Origin of the sequence: Chryseobacterium sp. MDT2-18 (assembly GCF_030815285.1) — a bacterium.
GTDB lineage: Bacteria > Bacteroidota > Bacteroidia > Flavobacteriales > Weeksellaceae > Kaistella > Kaistella salivictor.
Genome location: NZ_JAUSWQ010000003.1, coordinates 131,592 through 152,151 on the forward strand (window position 1 = coordinate 131,592; position 20,560 = coordinate 152,151).

Consider the following 20,560-nt stretch of genomic DNA (forward strand, 5'->3'; position numbering starts at 1 on the left):
TAAAAATGGTTAAAAAAGGGATAACGACAAATTATTTGTAAACCGGCAGAGATAACTTCATAACCGTTTTATTATCAACAACTGGCTCTTCTAAAAAAGTCTGCTGCAAATCACCAATTCGCATGGTATCCTGTTTTGCTTTTGTTAAAAGTTGCTGAATTGCCCTTATTCTGCCTTCGTAATTTCCCTTATAGAAGATTACGTAATACGTGCCTTTTTTTAAAGTTCTAAAACTAAAATTATTATCGGTAACCGCTTCTTTTTTTGAAACCGGAATTCCGTAAAAATAAGAGACTTCTTTATCTTTATAATTATCCGCATCATTAATTAAGATCGGCTCGCCATATTCATCCTCTTTTTTACCCAAATCCATTTTCACATAGTTCATCACCTTGTTGTGATTGATAACAATGTTTTTGAAAAGCGCATCTTTTACATTTTTCGTCGTCACATTAATTCCCAAAAGTAATTGATTTTCCTGCTGCTCAACCATTAGGCTGTCGAATTTTAAACTTTCGAGCTGAGTTTCTTTATTTACTTTATTTCCTAAAATCTGATAAAGATTTTTCATGCTTTTATCAATATTGCTTACCCAAAAATCTTCTGAAATCAAATTCAAAGATCTCTTTAAAAAAGATTGTTTTGGAGTACGCACGTACCAAATAATTCTGGTTTTATCTTTTTCAGGAATAAACTTAAGGTCGATTTCGTAGGGCGTATTTTTTCGGCCTTCGAATAATTGGTATTTAAGAGTTTGCCCGGGATTTTCATACCGGATAAAAAAATCTCCGAAGACAGCCTCATCTTTTCGGTCACGGAAACTCATTGCACTTCCTTTCCCTTCATAGGGCGTAAAGTATTGTACCGACAAATTTTTATGATCTGCAAAAAAAGAATTCCATCTGGTGAAATTCTGCAAATTATTAAATTGCGGAAACACTTTATCTACAGGATAATTTATTTCTTTTTCAAGGGTGAAATTTTTGCTTTCATCCACAAAAGTCATTGAGACAGCATAAACTGCTCCAAAAAACACAACGATAATAATTCCGAATTTTAACCAACGCATGGGGCAAAAATAGGCAAAAAGACGCGCAAAAAAAACACGGTCACCAAAATAGTGCCGTGTCGTTTTATTTAAAAATGAACTTTCTTAAGAAATTTGAATTCCGGGCGCAATCACTGCATTCTTTTTAACAATGACAATTCCATCCTTAATGGAATGGTTTTCAAAATCACCATCAGGCAAATGCTTGCCTCCAATTATTCTGACATTATCACCGATCCTGCAATTCTTGTCAAGAATCGCCTGCTCGATATAACAGTATTTCCCCACACCCAGATTAGGAATCCCGTCTCTATCATTTGAAACAATTTCCTGAGTATCCTGATAAAAATCAGCACCCATCATATAGGAATTCATGATGGTACTTCCTTTGTCAATGCGGCTTCTGTTCCCCACAATTGAATTTTCTATTTTATCTGCCATCACAATACATCCATCGCCGAAAACCGCTTTACTCACATAAGATCCTAAAATTTTGGATGGTGGCAACATTCTGGCTCTCGTATAAATGGGCGATTTGCTGAATAAGTTAAATTTCGGAAAATCGGTGGTTAAATCCAAATTTGCATCAAAGAACGACTGTATGGTTCCAATGTCAGTCCAATAGCCATCATATTGAAAACTCAGTGTTTTATATTTGCCAATACCGTTGGGAATTAATTCGCCACCGAAATCATCACCGGCGTCTTCATCAAACATTTTCTTCAACCCGTTTTTATTGAAAACGTAGATCCCCATTGAGGCCAGATATTCTTTACCTTCTGCTTTATTCTTGTCTGATACTTCAGATTTCCAGTCATGCAATAAGTCGCCGGAAGGTTTTTCTATAAATGAAGTAATATTTCCTTCTTCGTCAGATTTCAAAATACCAAATCCAGGCGCATCCTTAGAATTTACAGGAATCGTTGCGATGGTAATATCTCCTTTATTCCGGCAGTGAAAGTCGATCATTTCCCGAAAATCCATTTGATAAAGCTGATCACCCGAAAGAATGAGGATATAGTCATAATCATATTTATCCAGATGCTTCATCGACTGACGCACGGCATCTGCTGTACCCTGATACCAAGCATCGCTTTCAATATTTTGCTCTGCTGCCAAAATATCTACAAAACCTTTGCTGAAAGTATCGAAATGGTATGAGTTCTTGATGTGTGAGTTCAGTGAAGCTGAATTAAATTGAGTCAGCACCAACATCCGGTTAAAACCCGAGTTAAGACAATTGGAAATAGGAATATCCACCAACCTGTACTTTCCGGCAATAGGAACCGCCGGTTTTGAGCGGCTATGGGTTAAAGGCGACAACCTCGTCCCTCTGCCACCACCTAGGACAATTGAAATAACACTGGGTTTCATATACTTTTATTTTAATAGATTAATAATAATGTTGCTTAACAATATTACCATTTTTCCTGTACTAATCAAAATAAAACAGCATGATTAACGCTATTATTCCTATTATATTTGAATAATAAACTTAAAACCAACAAGGTCATGAGAAGGGAAATTTGAAATTGTAAAAAGCGGGCTTAAAAAATATTATTTCAAATTTCAGACCAAAAGCTAAAAGACAACCTAAGGGGAATATTTAGAATTAATTCCTTACAAAGAACTTCGGACAGGATTAAACAAAGGAAGCCGTCTCAATACAAAGACGTTTTTTACCTCAAAGTCGCAAACTTCCGAAAAAACCCATTTTTAAATAAACTTCAGCCAATGTAACATAACTGTATCTTTTGTTGTCTAATTAATATTAAGTGAAAACTATGATGAAAAATTTTACTGCAGCGGTCATGTTTTGTGGCGGCTTTTCCTTCGCACAGGAGGCAAATGCGGATTCAGCCAAAACCGAAAATATAAAAGAGGTCGTTTTAATTGCCCGCAAACCCACTATAGAAAGCAAGGCAGACCGAACGGTTTTCAACGTGGCGAACAGCGCCATTCTTACCGGAAACACTACCTGGGACGTCCTCCGGATGACCCCTTTGGTCAATATCGACAACAATGATAATGTTCAGGCAGAAGGCAGCAATGTTACCGTATACATCAATGACAGAAAATCTGTATTCACAGGAAAGGAACTGAAAGAATATTTAAAAACCATCGTTGCAGATAATCTCTTGAAGATAGAGGTAATCACCAGTCCTTCTGCAAAATACGAAACTTCCGGAGCCGTCATTAACATCGTTCTTAAAAAAAATGATAATGAGGGACTAAAAGGAAGCGTTTCAATGAATAATTCCCAAAGTTATAAAAACTCACAATCCTCGAGCCTCAACCTCAATTACCACAGCAAAAGATTTACACAGTCACTCAGCGGGAGTTTCGGCAACAACAATAATGTAATGAAAAGCTATAACGAAAACCTGATTTATGCAGACAACTCCCTGACCAAAATAACCTCTGAAAACAACAGTAACTGGAAATCACCCTCCGCTTCCTCATCTACAGAATTTGAGCTGGACGATAAGAATAATGTGGGAATAGTCGTGGAATATTACGGTTCAAATAACAGTGCGGTTTCCGATGCAAGAGGAGATTATTTCCTTAATGATATTCTGCAAAAATATTATACCAAAACGGTTGATTCAGACGGTAAAAATAGGTTTGTAGGCAGCAATATTTTTTATAAATACTATGATAAAGAGAAGAACAGAATACTGGACCTCAATGCAGGAATTAATTACGACAGCAACCATAATAACAGTATTCACTCGACTGTATGGGATGCATCAGCTTTCGAAGGAATAAGAACAATGGCGGATAACAAAAACCGTGAATATTATTTAAAAGTCGATTACTCGCAACCCATAGGTAAAGATGGCAATCAACTAGAGTTTGGCGGTAAAATGAATTTCCGGAATAATGTGATGCCATTTTATTATTTTAATTATCAAAATAATACCTGGGCACTGGACGGCTCGAGAAGCAATACCTTTCGGTATGATGAAAACCTGAATTCTCTATACGCTAATTTCAGCAGAACCTTTTTCAAAAAGCTGGAGACACGAATCGGTTTAAGGTACGAATACATCAATTTCACGGTAAAACAGGAGGTGGGAACTGTTGAAAAACGTGATTCATACGGAACACTGATGCCTGATTTGCTTGTAAAATATTCTTTTAATGACAACTATAACTTAACTGCAACCTACAAACACAGTCTATGGCGTCCCTGGTACACAGAATTCAATCCTTTTTTAATGCCGACAGAAAACGGAACTTACCGGCGCGGGAATATGGACTTGCAACCCAACCCTAATGACAGATTCGGATTAAAATTAGGACTTTACAAGAAATATTTCATTTCGGCAAACTTCTCTACTACCAATCAGGATTACTGGACCTCTTATCTCATAGAAGATGACAAAACGATTATGATGCCTACCACTTATTACGGCAGAATCAATAACTACTCTCTTTATGCCAATACGAATCAGAATTTTCTGAAAAACAAACTCAACATCAACCTTAACTTGGGAGTCAGCTATGTCGATAACAGCGACTTTAAACAACGGAACAATTTTGTAGGGATGAAAGATAATATCATTAATTTCAGTGGTTCAACGAACTTTTCCTACACAAACCTTTTTAATAAAAACATCAATCTCAATGGCTGGTTTGGCCTGCACTCGCAAAACTGGGGCAATTCTGTGGGTAACAAAATGAATTTCTTCCACAGCTTCGGTGCGACAAAACTTTTCCCAGAAAGGCAGATGGAAACGGGAATCCGTTTCAATAATATCTTCCAGAGACCAGGAAACGACTATATTACTTATTCACCAATCGGAACCTTTAGAAATGTAAACCAATGGGACTGGTATGGTGTCAACCTCTCATTCGTAAAACGCTTTGGGAACCAAAAAGTAAAAGAAAGCACCAAAAGGAATGTAGAAAAGGAAAGTGGTGGAGGGAAAAATTAATACTGAGCTCATAAACTGAAAAACAAAAACCATTCAAATCACATGATTTGAATGGTTTTTGTTTTTCAGTTTATGCTTGCAATGGGACGTATTCGAACCCGTCTCGTCAGCTGCTGACGAGATGACAGATCGGCATGCTAACCTATCAGCTTCTCGATGGATTTCCGGTTTAATTTCTTCAAACGTTTCTCTTCTTTTAAAGCTTCTTTCTTTTCATCAAATTCCTGAACGTAAACGATAATCCAATCTTTAGCCTGCGAAGTAAATTTATGTTGGGAATCTAAATGATATTCAAGACGTTTATTCACATCGGTTGAAAAATCTTTGTAATAAACATCCAAACTGGCGGAGTAAAGTATGTAAACGAAATATTCCATCAAAAAAAAATCTCCCAAAAATAATTTGAGAGATTTGCGATCCGGACGGGATTCGAACCCGTCTCGTCAGCTGCTGACGAGATGACAGGGCAGCATGCTAACCTATCAGCTTCTCGATGGATTTCCGATTTAATTTCTTCAAACGTTTCTCTTCTTTTAAAGCTTCTTTCTTTTCATCAAATTCCTGAACGTAAACGATAATCCAATCTTTAGCCTGCGAAGTAAATTTATGTTGGGAATCTAAATGATATTCAAGACGTTTATTCACATCGGTTGAAAAACCTTTGTAATAAACATCCAAACTGGCGGAGTAAAGTATGTAAACGAAATATTCCATCAAAAAAAAATCTCCCAAAAATAATTTGAGAGATTTGCGATCCGGACGGGATTCGAACCCGCGACCTCCGCCGTGACAGGGCGGCATTCTAACCAGCTGAACTACCGGATCATTTTTTAAAGTAATGATAAACTTTTATTAAAATTTTTATAAATAAAATGTATTTATAAAAAGCGATCCGGACGGGATTCGAACCCGCGACCTCCGCCGTGACAGGGCGGCATTCTAACCAGCTGAACTACCGGATCTTTTTTATGCACTGATCAATCAGTTGTGATTTGAATGCGTCCTGCCAACCTTATCGGGATGACTGGCGTTTCTACCACTTGAATGACCGTATTATCTTTGTTTGTAAGAACTCCTTTCTTTTTGATGACTGCAAAAGTACAACTTTTATTACAGCCTGCAAATGTTTTTTAAAAAAAATGCTCTCCTGATAAGGAAAGCACTCATTTTCAAGCAATTTATTTTTTATAAATGTGCTGATAATTTTTCAGAGATTACTTCTTTTGAAGCTACTCCTACAATTTTATCAACCACTTCTCCATTTTTGAAAATCAAAACCGTAGGAATATTTCTGATTCCGTAGTCTACAGAAACCTGTTGGTTGTTATCTACATCTACTTTTCCTACTACTGCTTTTCCTTCGAAATCAGCCGCTACTTCTTCGATAATCGGGCCCAGTGTTCTACACGGTCCACACCATACTGCCCAAAAATCTACCAATACCGGTTTATCTGAATTCAAAACCATTTCCTGAAATGATTGATCTGTAATTTCTAATGCCATTTTTTTATCTATTTTAAATTAATTTATCAGTGTACAAATTTACGATATTCCTGTTAATTCAAGTCTTCGTTTATCTATGTTCAATATTTGCTTTTTCTATTTGAAAACTTTTTGCGATTTCTACTAAAGCATCAACCAAAGCGTCGATCTCTTCTTTGGTGGTAAGATGGCTGAAAGAAACCCTTAAAGGCGTTGTATGATCCATCTCTTCTTCATCTACCACCATCATCATCACCATAGAAGGTTTTGCCGCTCCCGAAGAACATGCGCTCCCCTGGGAAATTGCAATTCCCTTCATATCCAATTTTAACCCGATCATCGGATCTTTGAAAGGCAGCAGTACACTGAGCACCGTATATAAACTGTTGTCCATTTCTGCGCTTCTGCCGTTGAATTTTACGCCTTCGATTTTCTGAGAAAGCTGATCGATGGTATATTGTTTAATTTCTTTGATATGATTGGCGTAACTGTCCATATTTTTCAGGTAAATCTCCAGGGCTTTTCCCAGACCTACGATTCCGCAGACGTTTTCTGTTCCTGCCCGTAAGCTTCTTTCCTGGGGACCACCGGTGATAATTCCTTTTAAGCCTGAAGCTTTTCTGATGAATGCAAAACCACTTCCTTTGGGTCCATGGAATTTATGAGCGCTGCATGAAGCAAAATCTACAGGAATATCGGAGAAATCCAAATCCATGTGTGCCATCGACTGCACCGTGTCCGAATGGAATAACGCGTTGTTTTCCTTGCAAAGCTGCGCTACTTTTTTGATGTCAAGCAGATTTCCTATTTCGTTATTGGCATGCATCAAGGTGACCAAAGTTTTCTTGTCAGAACTTTTCAGTAGATTTTCCAGCTGCTCCAAACTCACATCTCCTTTTTTATCAGGACGGAGATAAGCCACTTCCACTCCTCTTCTTTTCTTCATATCTAAGACCGTTTCTGCCACGCATTTGTGCTCCAGAGGCGAGGTAATAATCCGCTCTACTCCCAAATGATCGACACACGATTTTATAATCATGTTATTGGATTCTGTCCCGCAGGAAGTGAAAATTATTTCTGCCGGACTCACTTTCAGATAATCTGCAATCTCTCTTCTCACGTTTTCGATGAGTATTTTGGCTTCCTGACCAAAACTGTGGGTGGATGATGGATTCCCATAATTGTTTTTCAAAACAGACACCATTGCATCGATAACCTCTTCTGAGAGCGGCGTTGTCGCAGCATTATCCAAATAAATTTTATTCATTTTTACTTTTCCTTTTTTTTAGATTTTTCAGACTTTAAAATTAATGAAAAAATTTAAACTGAGCTTCATTTGCCCAATCCATCATTTCCTGATCACCGGAAGTATCACCGAAAGCGATGGTTTTATCGTATTTTTTGTCTGATATTGCTTTTTCTATTCGGTTTACTTTTTCTTTGCCATTGCAGTTGCTTCCTACAAAATCTCCGGTGAAGATTTCATCTTTAAACTCTGCCTGTGTGGACAGCAGATTCATGTTGAATTTTTCTGCAAAAGGTTTCACCCAAATATCGAGTGAAGCAGAAACGATATAACAGTCTGTTTGTGAATGATCGATATTTTCAATGAATTCCAATGCATTCTCCCTAAAGATTTCAGGATAATACTGATCAAAAAACTGCTGTGATTTTTTTTCAATTTCCTCCCGCTTCTCTCCTTTGAGAACTGAAGAAATAAAACTCTTTTTCACTTTTTCTGCCTCTAAAAGATTTAATTTCAACAAAGTAAAAAGCGGAATATGTTTAATAAACTGTCTTCTGAATTTTGAAGCATTATAGAATTTGAGATACAGAAACATGGTGTCTTTATACGTTAATGTTCCGTCAAAATCAAAGCAATATAATTTTTTCATTTGTTTTTAAAAATACGTTTCAGTTAATTCTCTCCTAAAATTCCGGACTGTTTTTTATCGTACTAAAGTTTTAATTTCTTAAAAATAAACTCCGGAATATTTTTGATGATTACCATGATAATACTCCAAACCGGCAGAACATAGACCTCATTTTTTTTATTTTTATAGGCGCTGTAAATTTCTTCCGCTGCCTGTTTTGGGCTTGCAGTCAGTTTAGGATTCAGCGGCAGTCCTTCGGTCATTTTCGTGGCCATAAAACCGGGCTTTACGGTAAGAACATGAACTTTCTTGCTGAACAGGTAATTTCTCAATCCACTTAAATAGGCCGTTAAACCGGCTTTTGCACTTCCGTAAATAAAGTTGCTTTGCCGCCCGCGTTCTCCTGCGACCGATGAAAGAACGATCATGGTTCCGGATCTCTGCCGCTCCATTTTACTCGCGAAAAAATTAAGAACAGGAATCAATTTCGCATAATTGATATCGATGATTTTCTCCGTATTCCTGTTATCGTACAGCCCTTCTTCTGTTCCTTCGCCGAGATATCCGGTTGCGCAAAAGAGCAGATCCGAAGTGATTTCATCAAAAGTGGTATAATCCACTGGCCGCAGCAAATCGAGTTCGATAATCTCTGACTGCTGAACATATTTTACCTCAAGATGTTTGGCAAATTTCTCGGTGGTTTCTTTATCAGAAGTAAAGAGAAATATTTTCGCAAATTTTTCACCCGCACTTAAAGTTTTCTCAACAAAGGCCTGGGCAACTTCTGAATTGCTTCCTAAAACGATCATAGTTTATTGTGTAATTTCTGGATGTGGAGTCTGAATGCTTTTTAAACTTACTTAATTCCGAAGATTATTGATTGTGAATTCTCTTTTGCTGCATGGAAACAAATTTCGGATTCTGAACATTTTGCAGATAATTGGTCAGCGATGATTTGCTCATCGAATCTTTGGTTAAATAGATTCTGCCGCCAAATTCTTCAACAATATCATCGAGCTGAGCGACCAGTTTCTTCAGTTTCGAATTGACTTTAAAATCCAAAGCCAAAGTATAACCTTCCATCGGAAACGAATTATAGGCTTCCGGCTGATCTTTTCCAAATAATTTTAAAACTGCGAGAAAAGATCCGTTTCCACTTTTGGCGATGGTTTCCAGAATTTTCTTCATTCCTTCTTTTCCTCTTTCTTTGGGGATCACCAATTGATACTGGATAAATCCTTTTTTTCCATAGATCCGGTTCCAGTCGCTCACGATATCCAGAGGATAAAAAAATCGTTCATAATGCACGAAATTTTTAACGTCTTTTTTCTTCTGTTTACTGTAATACAAAAAGTTAAAGAACTTCACGGTAAGGCGATTCAGCACAAAATTGGGAAAGTAGAACGGAACTGACGGGCTGCTGATTTTCTTCAGTTTTAAAGGATTGTCCTGTAATTTCTTTGGCAGTTCATGTTTAAAAGCGTGTTCGCCGCGCATCATCACACTTCTGCCCAAGTTTTTATCTTTTTGGAGACAGTCAATCCAGGCCACGTTATAAGTCCAGGATTCACTTTCGTCAAATAATTTAAAAATTTCATCTAAATTTTCTGCCTTAATGCTTTCCTGGCGGATATAAGAACTTTCAATATTTTTCAATTTAAATTTAGCAGAAAGGATAATTCCCGTTAATCCCATTCCGCCTATTGTTGCCCAGAATTTCCCGGGATTTTCACTTCTCGAGCAATTGAGGATTTCTTCTTTTTCGTTCATTAAAGAAAATTCAATTACATATTCTGAGAAACAGCCTTCTGCATGATGGTTTTTACCGTGAACATCAGAAGCAATTGCTCCACCAACCGTAATAAATTTAGTGCCCGGCGTTACAAAAAGAAAGTAACCTTGCGGAACAATGACTTCTAAAACGTCGGAAAGCAGCACGCCGGATTCACATTCGATGATTCCGTTCAAACGGTCGAAACTGATGAACTTATTCAGTCTTTTGGTAGAAAATATATTTTCAGAAAGTGCTGCGTCACCGTAACATCTGCCATTTCCTCTGGCGATGATGTCGTGATTATCGCGGACATATTCTTTAATTTTAGCAGGCGAATCTTCGGACTTCATTTCTTTTTCCACCACGGGAAAATTCCCCCAGTTCGTCACGGTCTGTTTGTAATCTGGTTTCATTTTTTGAAATAAATTTGTAATAAAAACGCCGCCAACCAAAGCATCAAAGTAACCTGGATGTATCGGTCTTTATAAATAATTTTGGTCGGTGATTCGGTTTTGTTATAAACCAGAGTCTGCTGTAAATAACGTAAAAAAGCAAAAACAACAAAGATGACCGTATAAAAAACTCTGGGATGGAACCGCTGCTGAACTTCCGGCGAAAGGGTAAACATGAGATAACAGACGATTGCCAAAGCACAACTTATTGAAAGTGCGATGTCGGCAAACTGAACATTGTAGCCGTCCAGCGATTTTCTTGTTCTCCCCGATATTTGAGCGTTGATCAGTTCACCTCTCCGTTTTCCGATTGCTAAAACCAAGGCCAAAACAAAAGTAAGCAAAATGGCCCACTGCGAAATTAAAATTCCGGTAGCATAACCGCCGGCTAATACCCGGAGTACAAAACCAATGGAAATAATCATGACATCTACAATCGCAACGTGCTTTAGTTTAAACGTATATGCCAAATTCATCACGAAATAAAAACCGATAATACTTGCGAATTTCCAGAAGTTATCCAATAAAAAATCCCGGCTTAGGAACATTAAAACAGCTATCAAAGACAGAAGGATGATTAAAATAATCCTGGCAGTTGATTTTGAGATGGCGCCACTTGCCAGCGGACGGTCTTTTTTGTCAGGATGCTTTCGGTCGGATTCGATATCAGAATAATCATTAATGATATAAATGCTGCTGGCGACCAAGGAAAACATGATAAAAGCAAAAATACTTCTGACTAACAAATCAAAATGGGTAATATTGCCCGAAAAAAAGAGCGGCAAAAAAACAAAACTATTTTTGACCCACTGCTCTATGCGAAGCAGTTTTAAGTATTTCTTCATTCATCTAAAATTCTATTGCGAAATTAGTGAATTTTAAATAAAAAAAAATCCGCCGGAGCGGATTATATATCAGTATTTTAAGATGAGCTTATTGTCCTGATTTAGCATCATTAATCATATTTTCATTTGCGGTAATGGCAAATTCCACTCTTCTGTTCTGTGCTCTGCCTGCTTCGGTATCATTGGAAGCAATTGGATCAGCTTCACCCATTCCCATGGTATTCATTCTCATTGAAGAAACACCTTTGGAAGATAAATAACTTTTAACCGCTGCCGCTCTTCTGTCGGAAAGGGCAAGGTTATAAGAGTCTGTTCCTTTGCTGTCGGTATAACCGTAGATATTGATATTGGTATCAGGATTATTTGCCAGAATAGTTGCTAATTTATCAAGGTTTATTTTAGCGTCTGAAGTAAGATTAGAGGAGTCAAATCCGAAGTTGACCATATTTTCTTTCATGGTTACTTTAATTCCCTCACCAACTCTTTCGACTTCGGCACCAGGTAAAGTTTCCTTGATTTCTTTGGCTTGTTTATCCATTTTGTTACCGATAACATTACCGGCTACTCCACCAATAACACCACCAAGCACAGCCCCTAACGGTGCGTTTTTACCCTTACCTAAATTATTACCGAGAACGCCACCTAAGACCGCTCCTGCAGCAGCACCGATTACCGTTCCTTTTTGTTGATTGTTTGAGTTTTTTACAGCCTCACAACTGGTCATCACCATTGATGCGGAGATAAATAGTGCTGCAATATTTGTTTTGTTGAAAATTTTCATAATGTTTATTTTAATATTTTTATTTCATTCCTGTTCTTTCGAAATTGTAAACCACTCTTACATTTTCTCCACCCGAAGGAATATTTTGCTCTAAACTAAATTGATCCGCGGTCTGGCTGATTAAATTTAATGAATAACCTACCGTAACTGCTTTGGCTTTTGAGCCTTCCAACAGTTTCTTGAATTTAAATTCATTACCATTAGTTACCTCAAATTTAATAGGCTGAATAACACTTGGGCAGCTTCCACCACCATTGATGGTATAAGAACCGGTCCAGTTATTTGGGATCAGTCTCCAGTGACTTCCAACAAAGCATTGCGCATCAGCACCTTCATCAAAAGGTTTTACTTTGTAGTTCTTGTCATAGTTTACGCTGGTAATCTCCCAGTCGCCTTTCAGTTTCAAAAATTCTGCACGGCTGGACTGCGCAGTTTTTGCGGTGGAACATGAGACAGTAAATGCTGCTCCGATAATTCCTGCTAATAATAAATTTTTCATAGTAGTTACAATTAATTAGTTTAACACTACAAAAAACCGTGCCAAGTAAACATCAAAAACCAAAAAACCCGAATTAACGGGTTTTTTTTTACTATTTAAATAAAGTCTTATTTAATCAACGAATTACCGTTTAACCTTCTTTTTCTTTACTGCAGAAGGTTTCACTTTTGCAGGAGCTGAATGAGGCGACGGTTTATAAAAATTCGAATAGGCATACTCGGCTGCTTTTCTTACATCGATGACACCGCCCGCTTCAGAAATAAGATCAAATCTGTTATTGGTGTTAGAATTAATCATGGCATTTACCGACGATTTATTTGAAGTTTTCACCAATGCTTCGATCATCTGTGCAGGAGTCAGATTCGGCATATACGCAAGTAAAATAGAGGCAGCACCTGCCACAACCGGCGATGCCATAGAAGTACCCTGCAGATATTCGTACTTACCATCCGGAACGGTAGAGTAAATCTTGTCGCCTGGTGCGAATACATTGACCATTTTTTTATTGTAATTGGAGAAGTCGGCTCTCAGGAACTCGTTATCGTTGGTAGAAGCTCCCACAACAATCATATTGCTAATGAATGGCTGGGCATCATCTGCGTTCTTAAAATTTGTCGGAAAATAAACATGCTCCGCAATATTCTCATTTTCATTTCCTGCGGCTTTCACCAAAAGAACTCCTTTTGATTCGGCATATTTAAAGGCATCCCACACGAACTCTTTCCCCGGAGAAACCGGTTTTCCGAAACTCATATTTAATATTTTTGCACCGTTGTCTACAGCATAGCGGATTGCATTGGCAACATCTTTATCTCTTTCATCTCCATTTGGAACTGCACGTACAGTCATGATTTTCGCCGTTTTATAGCCTACTCCATACTGCACTTCACTGCCCTGCGGCATACCCGCAATAATTCCGGCAACGTGGGTTCCGTGCTGTGCATCAGGACCTTTGTAGTGATTATTCCCATATTTTTTTTCTGAATAATCGTCGTACTTATCTCCAACAATTGAAGCTCTGGGATCATAATCCAAATTATACTGTTTCAGGGCCTGTGGTTCGTAGTAATCCAATGCTTCCTTCATTTGAGCAGTTAAAAATTTCTGTACTTCAGCCGGAGATTTACCGGTAACAGAAGGATCTCTGCTGACCTGCGCTAAAACAGAAACCGCCATTGACTGCTCGGGAGTAGCCGGTTTAATTGCTGCCACAGCTTCCTGGGTAAGATTCTGACCGTTGAGCATTGCAATCATCGACGGAATCATGTCGGAGATTCTCTTATAGGTTTCGTAATTCTGCTTTGCTTCAATGCTCTTTTTGGTGAAAATTTCTTTCGACTTCATGTACATATCAAAGTCCGCCGGCATTTTCGCCTGATTGGCTTTGTTTTCTACAGAATTCGCACCTTCGAAAATCGGCTGGTATTTTTTAACCAAACGGGTTACTTCCATATTATCGACATCGGTATCTCCGTTTTTTCCTCCGATGAAATTCCAGCCGTAGATGTCATCGATATATCCGTTTCCGTCATCATCGATTCCATTTCCCGGAACTTCGTTGATGTTAACCCACCTGTTTTTGATCAGACCGGGATGTTCAACATCTACTCCGCTGTCTAAAACCCCAACGATTACTGTTTTTGGTTTTAAACCTTTGGATTCTAAATACTTGTATGCGTTTTGGGTATTGACCCCATAAATATTGCCTGAGGCAATATCCTGATGATACCAGGTCATCAGATTTTTATCCTTGATCGGATCTAGAGGAGCAGCTGCCTGCTGTGCAAATGATACAACGCCTGTTATAAAACAAGCCGCGATTACTATTTTTTTCATATTATTTCTGTTGAATGGTTCTGATATAAGTCATCGATTCCGGGCCTTTGTTACAAATAAGATCAATGATTGACAGGTCTTCTAAAAAACCATATTTATCTGAAAAAGACTGATAGTAGTCTTCCATGTGATAAGCGGTTTCTGATTTTGCTGAAAACTGATCTCTGTAACTGAGCACCAAAGGTTCTTTGAAGAACTCACTATTCAAAGAATATGCCTTTTCTGTTTTCAGAATTTTCTGAATCACTTTTAAAGCATTAAGATTAAATTCTATCAATGAAGTTGACCGGAACTTAAAGATTTCTTCAAGCTGATCTTCATAGTAGTCAAAATAAGGAGAAGTCTGGTAAGCGGTTTTTATGGATTTCCAGTGAAGCTGCTGCCATTTTTCCCGGGAAGAAGTCTGTATATCCTTTAATACCCTTGTTCCGTTGTGATTCATCGGAATAATCAGAGACAGTTTTCCGTTGGCGCCATATATATTGGCTCTGTTGCGGTAAGTCTGCTTTGGAAAATGTTCATACTGTTCGAAAATGATCTTGGCATCTTCCTGCAAAAAAACAGAAAACCATGAAATTGGAGGAAGGTAAAATATCGGTAATAAAATAGGCATTGCTCAATACTAAATTTTAGATGAAACATGAAAGGCCGCTTCGCTTCCTGATAAAAGACAAAACGATGATTCGAAAAATTAAACGTACTTCTTTAAAATCGAAGTCTATTTCTACGATGTACAAATTTCTGATCGGAAACGGAACCCCTAGCCCCGATGGAAGCGGCATCCCCCGAATCTGCGGCAGCAGTGAGGGGATACAGCGGACAGCGGGAAACAGCTCCCAAAAACATTACTGCTCTTCTTTTTTCTTTTTAAAGAGTTTCACAATGAAATCCCAGCCGAAAAACAATCCAAGAATTAAGGCCGCAACCCACCAGTAAGAGGTTTTGTGCAGCTCGCCGGTATTGGTCGCTTTGAACATTCTGTCCCAGCGGATTTTGGTGTCTGCCTGATAAGAAGAGCCGCTGTCCTTGAACAGTCCCTGCACACTCAGCCAGGTAAACATGGGTGATCCCACGATATTCTCTTCCGGAACAAAGCCGAAAAACCGTGCATCCAGAGACGCATCCCGGTTATCACCGATCATCATGTAATAATCCTGCTGAATGGTATATTGGGTGGCTTCTTTGCCGTCGATAAAGATTTTTCCGTTTTTATTTTCTAAATGATGGTGTTCATATTCTGAAATAATCCACTGATATTCGGGTAAAGTGTCCTGATTTACAGTTACGACATCGCCTTTTTTCGGGATTCTCAGCGGACCGTACCAATCCTGATTCCACTTTTTATTAATGGGGAAAATCGATTGGGTGGTATCGATGTTTTTGGTATAGGCATCTCTGGCCGCATTTGCTTTATAAGAAACCGCTGCGGAATCTTTTTCCCAAATATGTTCTTTGAGGTCGATAATCTGTGGAAGGGCTTTTATTTCTCTCGCAGTCTGATCGGTTAATCCCTGGAAATCATACATGAAACCGTTCTGCGTCTGGATTTCCTGAACCGGTAAAAAGCCATACGTTTTATACAGTGCCGGAATATCCAACTGGCTGCCTGTCGTCGCGATGTACTTATGCTGCAACTGTTGATCTCCTAAAACCACTTCCGGTTTTCCATTAATGAAAAGTCGGCCGGCTCTCATCTCCAACACATCTCCGGCGACGGCGACACATCTTTTCACGTAAGGATCTTTCCGGTCAATGGCTGTGTGCACAGAATCCTGGGGATAATTGAACACTACGATATCGTGTCTCTGCGGTTTCTTTAACTGCAAAATCCTGCTGTAAGGAAGTTTGATGGCATCAACATACGATTTGGGATCGTCTTTCGGATTTCCTTTTTGTCCCGTATCCATAATGGTTCCCTGCAGGAATGGCAATGCTACCGGCCGCATCGGCATTCTGAAACCGTAGGACCATTTATTTACAAATAAGAAATCTCCCACCAAAAGTGTTCTCTCCATAGAACCGGTCGGAATCCCGAACGGCTGGGTAAAGAAGACGTGAATAATGGTGGCAAAAACAACCGCAAAGGTAATAGAACCGGTAAAAGTATCTTTCTTTTTAGATGCTAATTCTTCTTCTGTCAAATACAGATCGTCTTCTTTCTCCACTTCGGGATCTTTCGAATAATTAACCGCCGCCAAATAAATAAACGGAAGCAGGATCGTCAACAAAGTCTGTACAAAAGACTTTTTGCCGAAATGCCTCATTAAAAACAAATGGAAAGCCGTCATCATAATCGGTCCGACAATCGGAACATACGATAAAACCACCCACCATTTTGAATGTTCAGTTTCTTTTAAGATAATGAAGTAATTATAAAACGGAACAAACGCAAAAAGCGGATTGTAACCCATTTTCTTAAAAAGTTTCCACGTAGAAATCCCCATCAGTAAAGAAAGGATGACAACGTAAATCGAATAGGTAAGAAAGTAATTCATAGTTTATTGCTTATCACTATTAGTTTAGTGTATTTCAAAATTGTTACAGGTTCATGAATAATGAGTGAAAAGTAATGAGTAATTGCTTATTGCTTATTGCTTATTGCTTATTACTTATTATTTATTAAAAAGCACATCGTTCATGGTGAAATTTCCCGTTTTACCGATAATCCATTCAGCGGCAACTACAGCTCCTACTGCAAAACCATTCCGGTTGAAAGCAGTGTGCTTGATTTCGATTTCATCAACATCGCTTTTGTAGTAAACGCTGTGTGTACCGGGAACTTCATCCTGACGAATGGCAAAAATACCGAGTTCTTTGTTTTGGGTTTCATCGAGTTTCCAGGCATCAAATCTTTGGTCATTTTTAATGATTCCTTCGGCGAGGGAAATAGCAGTTCCACTAGGTGCATCTTTTTTGTGGGTATGATGAATTTCTTCCAGCTGCACCTTGTATTCGGAAAAATCCTTCATCAGGTTGGCCAGTTTTTCGTTCAGCGCAAAAAACAAATTAACACCCAACGAGAAATTAGATCCGTACAAAAAAGCCGTATCATTCTGAAGCGCAATTTTCTCGATTTCCGGTTTTTGATCGAGCCAGCCGGTTGTTCCGCAAATCACAGGAATTTTATTTTCCAGGCAGATTTTAATATTATTAAAGGCGGCTTCCGGATGAGAAAATTCGATGACCACATCAGGATTATTCAGGTTTTCGGCAGTAGGAGTTTCGCTTAATCTCGCTACAATTTCGTGACCTCTTTTGGTGGCAATCTCATCAATGATATGGCCCATTTTTCCGTAACCAACAAGTGCTATTTTCATATTTATTTATCGCAGTGCGTTTGTTATTAAATGAATGATCTGTTGTAGATCAAACCTTATTTTACTTTAATCAACGGTTGATGTTTTCCACCACCCCGTCACAAAAGATTTCTTAAGAAAAGAGTTAATAAAAGTTCACCAAATGAAAATCTACAGATTTCCCTCCTCTATGGGTCTTCATAAATTACGTTTTTACTTCCAGTTCTTTTCCCTAAAATCTTTTATGACTTTGTGGTTTAAAAAACTTTTATTTTCAGTTACCTCCTATTTTATAATGGTGTAATTTACCTTTAATTAAAAATTATAACTTAAACTCAAACCGGCTTTAGAATTCATCTTTCCGAATTCGTCAAAAATCACGGTGGGTTTTAAGGCCAGATCCGGATCATGTCTTCCTTCATACAAGTGTGCATCTACGACTGCATCTACAATATTCAGGATATACACCAAACCGGTAATGGCGATTGCGTAATCACGCTGTCTTTTTGCCCGGTCCTGGGTTCTGCCCAAAACTTCTTTGGTAACGCCGGGAATATCCGAGAATTCATGCTTTTGCCCGTTTAATTCCGCGACAAAAGCATCTCTGTAACGGTTATACTGTTTTTGATTCCAAAGCGTAATCCCAACTCCGGTGCCGATGCCGCCCCAAACGATGGGAATTTTCCAGTATTTCTTATTGTAATACTGCCCTAATCCCGGAAGGATTGCGGAATACAGACCTGCTTTGGTAGGATTAAATTTCATTACACCCGCAGGCGCATTGGCCTTTTCAATATTGGTAAGCACCTCTATTTCAGAAGGTACCTGTTTTGCAGAAACCGAATCTGTTGGATAATTTTCAACACGGATGGTATCTTTCGGACTGATCTGTGCGAAAGTCATCATTGAAAATAAAACCAAAAATAGTACCTTAAGTTTTTGCATTATTTAAAGTGTGCCAGAATTTGTTCTAACTCTTCTTCATTTTTGAAATCGAGAACGATTTTTCCTTTTTTGCCGTTGGCAGCGGTTTTTATTTCTACTTTAACTTCCAGAATATCGGCTAAATTCTTCTCTACTTTTTTGAAATGATTCGGCAGCTGTGTTTTCGGTTTCTTAACTTCCTCCTTGGGATTTTTCAGCAAATTGGCTTCCTGCTCGGTTTGGCGGACACTTAAGTTATTTTTTAAAATCTTATCAAAAAGTTCCTTTTGTTTTTCCTCCTCTTCTACACTGATAATCGCTCTACCATGTCCCGCAGAAATCTCACCACTCCGGATGGCGTTCTGAAAGTCAGGATTCAAACGCAGCAAACGGATGGAATTGGTAATCGTACTTCTTTCCTTGCCCACTCTCTGGCTTAAATTCTCCTGAGTCATTCCGATTTCCTCCAGCAATCTTTGGTAGGTGAGCGCAATTTCGATGGCATCTAAATCTTCTCTCTGAATGTTTTCAACCAAAGCCATTTCGAGCAGTTCCTGATCATTGACCAGACGGATATAAGCCGGAACGCTTTTTAAACCGGCAATTTTACTGGCCCGGAAACGTCTTTCCCCAGAAATGATTTCAAACCTGTTGCCTTCTTTTCTTAAAGTAATCGGCTGAATGACGCCCAAAGTTTTGATAGACTGCGCCAGATCATTCAGTGCCTTTTCATCAAAGTAAGTCCGTGGCTGCGTGGTATTCGGATCAATATCTTCTAAAAAGACCTCCATAATATTGCCGACAAATTTGTCTGCACCTTCATCGGTAGCGGAGTTGACCGTGGCTTTCGACTCGGCGCTCAAAATCGCACCCAATCCACGTCCCATTGCTCTTTTCTTGTCTTTCATTGTTAAAATATTTTCTTGATTTTTAAAGTTTAAATCAACCCTTAAAAATCATTGCTTAGTTACTTATTAAATTTTCGTTTTTCAGTAAAACTTCCTCAGCCAACTGAAGATACTGGATGGCGCCTTTGCTTTCTGCATCATAATTCAAAATGCTTTCGCCGAAACTCGGTGCTTCACTTAAACGGACATTTCTGCTGATAATTGTTTCAAAAACCATTTCCGGGAAATGCAGGTGAACTTCTTCTACTACCTGATTGGACAATCTTAAACGGGAATCAAACATGGTGAGCAGCAAACCTTCAATATCCAAATCTTTGTTATGAATATTCTGAACGTTTTTTATGGTATTAAGTAATTTACCCAAACCTTCCAGCGCAAAGTATTCGCACTGAATGGGGATAATCACCGAATCTGCCGCTGTGAGAGCATTTACAGTAATCAATCCTAAACTTGGTGCGCAGTCGATAATAATATAATCATAATTCGCTTTGATCGACTGTAATGCTTTTTTGAGCATATACTCCCGGTTTTCACGGTCGACCAACTCAATCTCAGCAGCCACCAAATCAATATGCGACGGAATAATATCCAAATTGGGAGAAGCTGTTTTCTGAATGCATTTTTCAACTTCTACGCTGTGTTCCAACAGGTGATAGGTAGAAAAAGTTGCATCTTCAATCCCTAATCCTGAAGTTGCATTTGCTTGAGGATCTGCATCGATAATCAGAATTTTCTTTTCCAAAACTCCCAGTGCTGCAGCGAGATTTACCGCAGTCGTGGTTTTACCTACGCCGCCTTTTTGATTAGCGATCCCTATGATTTTAGCCATTATATAAAAATTTAATGTCCAAAAATACACTTTTTTCTGATTTTTAAATGATTCCCAAACCCCTGAATAAA

Annotated in this window: 20 protein-coding genes and 2 tRNA genes; 1 reads left to right on the plus strand and 21 read right to left on the minus strand. The window is 38.5% G+C overall.

Features of this window, described 5'->3' with window-relative positions; genetic code table 11:
- Nucleotides 1-31: 31 nt before the first annotated feature.
- Entirely contained in the window at nucleotides 32-1,069 is a 1,038-nt protein-coding gene (locus tag QF004_RS04480; RefSeq protein WP_307423223.1) for a polyketide cyclase, read from the minus strand.
- An 84-nt stretch (nucleotides 1,070-1,153) separates the two neighbouring features.
- Nucleotides 1,154-2,422 (minus strand): glucose-1-phosphate adenylyltransferase, encoded by a 1,269-nt coding sequence (locus QF004_RS04485; protein WP_307423226.1) that lies wholly within the window; start codon nucleotides 2,420-2,422, stop codon nucleotides 1,154-1,156.
- Nucleotides 2,423-2,832: 410 nt separating this feature from the next.
- Between QF004_RS04485 and QF004_RS04490 the strand changes: the two genes are divergently transcribed.
- A complete protein-coding gene (locus QF004_RS04490) occupies nucleotides 2,833-4,989 on the plus strand; it encodes an outer membrane beta-barrel family protein (protein WP_307423229.1) in 2,157 nt (718 codons plus the stop codon).
- Between the two features lie 137 nt (nucleotides 4,990-5,126).
- On the opposite strand, the gene QF004_RS04495 is transcribed toward QF004_RS04490, so the two are convergent.
- The 19 genes from QF004_RS04495 to QF004_RS04585 all read right to left on the minus strand — a co-directional run bounded on the left by QF004_RS04495 (nucleotide 5,127) and on the right by QF004_RS04585 (nucleotide 20,489).
- On the minus strand, nucleotides 5,127-5,366 hold the full coding sequence (locus QF004_RS04495) for a GIY-YIG nuclease family protein (protein ID WP_133440829.1): 240 nt from the start codon (nucleotides 5,364-5,366) through the stop codon (nucleotides 5,127-5,129).
- A 97-nt stretch (nucleotides 5,367-5,463) separates the two neighbouring features.
- On the minus strand, nucleotides 5,464-5,703 hold the full coding sequence (locus tag QF004_RS04500; RefSeq protein WP_133440830.1) for a GIY-YIG nuclease family protein: 240 nt from the start codon (nucleotides 5,701-5,703) through the stop codon (nucleotides 5,464-5,466).
- Nucleotides 5,704-5,740: 37 nt separating this feature from the next.
- Nucleotides 5,741-5,814 (minus strand) — tRNA-Asp (locus QF004_RS04505).
- Nucleotides 5,815-5,877: 63 nt separating this feature from the next.
- A tRNA-Asp gene (locus QF004_RS04510) sits at nucleotides 5,878-5,951 on the minus strand.
- 223 nt (nucleotides 5,952-6,174) lie between these two features.
- Nucleotides 6,175-6,492, minus strand: a complete 318-nt coding sequence (trxA, locus tag QF004_RS04515; protein WP_133440946.1) for a thioredoxin — start codon at nucleotides 6,490-6,492, stop codon at nucleotides 6,175-6,177.
- A gap of 70 nt (nucleotides 6,493-6,562) precedes the next feature.
- Nucleotides 6,563-7,738: a cysteine desulfurase family protein gene (locus QF004_RS04520; protein ID WP_307423234.1), complete on the minus strand. Its 1,176-nt coding sequence runs from the start codon at nucleotides 7,736-7,738 to the stop codon at nucleotides 6,563-6,565.
- Nucleotides 7,739-7,778: 40 nt separating this feature from the next.
- Nucleotides 7,779-8,366, minus strand: coding sequence for an HAD-IB family hydrolase (locus QF004_RS04525; protein WP_307423238.1), 588 nt, complete (start codon nucleotides 8,364-8,366; stop codon nucleotides 7,779-7,781).
- 62 nt (nucleotides 8,367-8,428) lie between these two features.
- Nucleotides 8,429-9,154, minus strand: coding sequence for an SDR family NAD(P)-dependent oxidoreductase (locus QF004_RS04530; RefSeq protein WP_307423241.1), 726 nt, complete (start codon nucleotides 9,152-9,154; stop codon nucleotides 8,429-8,431).
- A gap of 64 nt (nucleotides 9,155-9,218) precedes the next feature.
- A complete protein-coding gene (locus tag QF004_RS04535) occupies nucleotides 9,219-10,532 on the minus strand; it encodes an FAD-binding oxidoreductase (protein WP_307423243.1) in 1,314 nt (437 codons plus the stop codon).
- On the minus strand, nucleotides 10,529-11,416 hold the full coding sequence (locus QF004_RS04540) for a decaprenyl-phosphate phosphoribosyltransferase (RefSeq protein ID WP_133440951.1): 888 nt from the start codon (nucleotides 11,414-11,416) through the stop codon (nucleotides 10,529-10,531). Before QF004_RS04540 ends, QF004_RS04535 begins: the two co-directional genes overlap by 4 nt.
- 88 nt (nucleotides 11,417-11,504) lie before the next feature.
- The gene (locus tag QF004_RS04545; RefSeq protein ID WP_133440952.1) at nucleotides 11,505-12,197 is read right to left on the minus strand and encodes an OmpA family protein; all 693 of its coding nucleotides are present in this window, start codon (nucleotides 12,195-12,197) and stop codon (nucleotides 11,505-11,507) included.
- A gap of 19 nt (nucleotides 12,198-12,216) precedes the next feature.
- Nucleotides 12,217-12,696 carry a lipocalin family protein gene (locus QF004_RS04550; protein ID WP_133440953.1) on the minus strand — a complete coding sequence of 160 codons (480 nt, stop codon included), beginning with the start codon at nucleotides 12,694-12,696 and terminating at the stop codon, nucleotides 12,217-12,219.
- Between the two features lie 123 nt (nucleotides 12,697-12,819).
- Entirely contained in the window at nucleotides 12,820-14,532 is a 1,713-nt protein-coding gene (locus QF004_RS04555) for a S8 family serine peptidase (protein ID WP_307423251.1), read from the minus strand.
- Between the two features lies 1 nt (nucleotide 14,533).
- Nucleotides 14,534-15,145 (minus strand): WbqC family protein, encoded by a 612-nt coding sequence (locus tag QF004_RS04560; RefSeq protein ID WP_307423254.1) that lies wholly within the window; start codon nucleotides 15,143-15,145, stop codon nucleotides 14,534-14,536.
- Between the two features lie 232 nt (nucleotides 15,146-15,377).
- Nucleotides 15,378-17,027: a signal peptidase I gene (lepB, locus tag QF004_RS04565; protein ID WP_307423257.1), complete on the minus strand. Its 1,650-nt coding sequence runs from the start codon at nucleotides 17,025-17,027 to the stop codon at nucleotides 15,378-15,380.
- 117 nt (nucleotides 17,028-17,144) lie between these two features.
- A complete protein-coding gene (gene dapB / locus QF004_RS04570) occupies nucleotides 17,145-17,849 on the minus strand; it encodes a 4-hydroxy-tetrahydrodipicolinate reductase (RefSeq protein ID WP_307423260.1) in 705 nt (234 codons plus the stop codon).
- Nucleotides 17,850-18,143: 294 nt separating this feature from the next.
- Entirely contained in the window at nucleotides 18,144-18,773 is a 630-nt protein-coding gene (locus QF004_RS04575; RefSeq protein WP_133440958.1) for a DUF5683 domain-containing protein, read from the minus strand.
- The gene (locus QF004_RS04580) at nucleotides 18,773-19,660 is read right to left on the minus strand and encodes a ParB/RepB/Spo0J family partition protein (RefSeq protein ID WP_307423265.1); all 888 of its coding nucleotides are present in this window, start codon (nucleotides 19,658-19,660) and stop codon (nucleotides 18,773-18,775) included. The genes QF004_RS04575 and QF004_RS04580 overlap by 1 nt, the downstream gene beginning before the upstream one ends.
- Nucleotides 19,661-19,715: 55 nt before the next feature.
- The gene (locus QF004_RS04585; RefSeq protein ID WP_133440960.1) at nucleotides 19,716-20,489 is read right to left on the minus strand and encodes a ParA family protein; all 774 of its coding nucleotides are present in this window, start codon (nucleotides 20,487-20,489) and stop codon (nucleotides 19,716-19,718) included.
- Between the last annotated feature and the right edge of the window lie 71 nt (nucleotides 20,490-20,560).

Excerpts from the sequence above, each read along its gene's own strand:
- QF004_RS04575 (WP_133440958.1), bottom strand. The coding sequence starts at position 18,773 with ATGCAAAAACTTAAGGTACTATTTTTGGTTTTATTTTCAATGATGACT.
- QF004_RS04560 (WP_307423254.1), bottom strand. The coding sequence starts at position 15,145 with ATGCCTATTTTATTACCGATATTTTACCTTCCTCCAATTTCATGGTTT.
- QF004_RS04480 (WP_307423223.1), bottom strand. The coding sequence starts at position 1,069 with ATGCGTTGGTTAAAATTCGGAATTATTATCGTTGTGTTTTTTGGAGCA.
- QF004_RS04530 (WP_307423241.1), bottom strand. The coding sequence starts at position 9,154 with ATGATCGTTTTAGGAAGCAATTCAGAAGTTGCCCAGGCCTTTGTTGAG.
- QF004_RS04500 (WP_133440830.1), bottom strand. The coding sequence starts at position 5,703 with ATGGAATATTTCGTTTACATACTTTACTCCGCCAGTTTGGATGTTTAT.
- QF004_RS04525 (WP_307423238.1), bottom strand. The coding sequence starts at position 8,366 with ATGAAAAAATTATATTGCTTTGATTTTGACGGAACATTAACGTATAAA.
- QF004_RS04550 (WP_133440953.1), bottom strand. The coding sequence starts at position 12,696 with ATGAAAAATTTATTATTAGCAGGAATTATCGGAGCAGCATTTACTGTC.
- QF004_RS04545 (WP_133440952.1), bottom strand. The coding sequence starts at position 12,197 with ATGAAAATTTTCAACAAAACAAATATTGCAGCACTATTTATCTCCGCA.
- QF004_RS04540 (WP_133440951.1), bottom strand. The coding sequence starts at position 11,416 with ATGAAGAAATACTTAAAACTGCTTCGCATAGAGCAGTGGGTCAAAAAT.
- trxA (WP_133440946.1), bottom strand. The coding sequence starts at position 6,492 with ATGGCATTAGAAATTACAGATCAATCATTTCAGGAAATGGTTTTGAAT.
- QF004_RS04585 (WP_133440960.1), bottom strand. The coding sequence starts at position 20,489 with ATGGCTAAAATCATAGGGATCGCTAATCAAAAAGGCGGCGTAGGTAAA.
- lepB (WP_307423257.1), bottom strand. The coding sequence starts at position 17,027 with ATGAATTACTTTCTTACCTATTCGATTTACGTTGTCATCCTTTCTTTA.
- QF004_RS04555 (WP_307423251.1), bottom strand. The coding sequence starts at position 14,532 with ATGAAAAAAATAGTAATCGCGGCTTGTTTTATAACAGGCGTTGTATCA.
- dapB (WP_307423260.1), bottom strand. The coding sequence starts at position 17,849 with ATGAAAATAGCACTTGTTGGTTACGGAAAAATGGGCCATATCATTGAT.
- QF004_RS04520 (WP_307423234.1), bottom strand. The coding sequence starts at position 7,738 with ATGAATAAAATTTATTTGGATAATGCTGCGACAACGCCGCTCTCAGAA.
- QF004_RS04485 (WP_307423226.1), bottom strand. The coding sequence starts at position 2,422 with ATGAAACCCAGTGTTATTTCAATTGTCCTAGGTGGTGGCAGAGGGACG.
- QF004_RS04490 (WP_307423229.1), top strand. The coding sequence starts at position 2,833 with ATGATGAAAAATTTTACTGCAGCGGTCATGTTTTGTGGCGGCTTTTCC.
- QF004_RS04535 (WP_307423243.1), bottom strand. The coding sequence starts at position 10,532 with ATGAAACCAGATTACAAACAGACCGTGACGAACTGGGGGAATTTTCCC.
- QF004_RS04495 (WP_133440829.1), bottom strand. The coding sequence starts at position 5,366 with ATGGAATATTTCGTTTACATACTTTACTCCGCCAGTTTGGATGTTTAT.
- QF004_RS04580 (WP_307423265.1), bottom strand. The coding sequence starts at position 19,660 with ATGAAAGACAAGAAAAGAGCAATGGGACGTGGATTGGGTGCGATTTTG.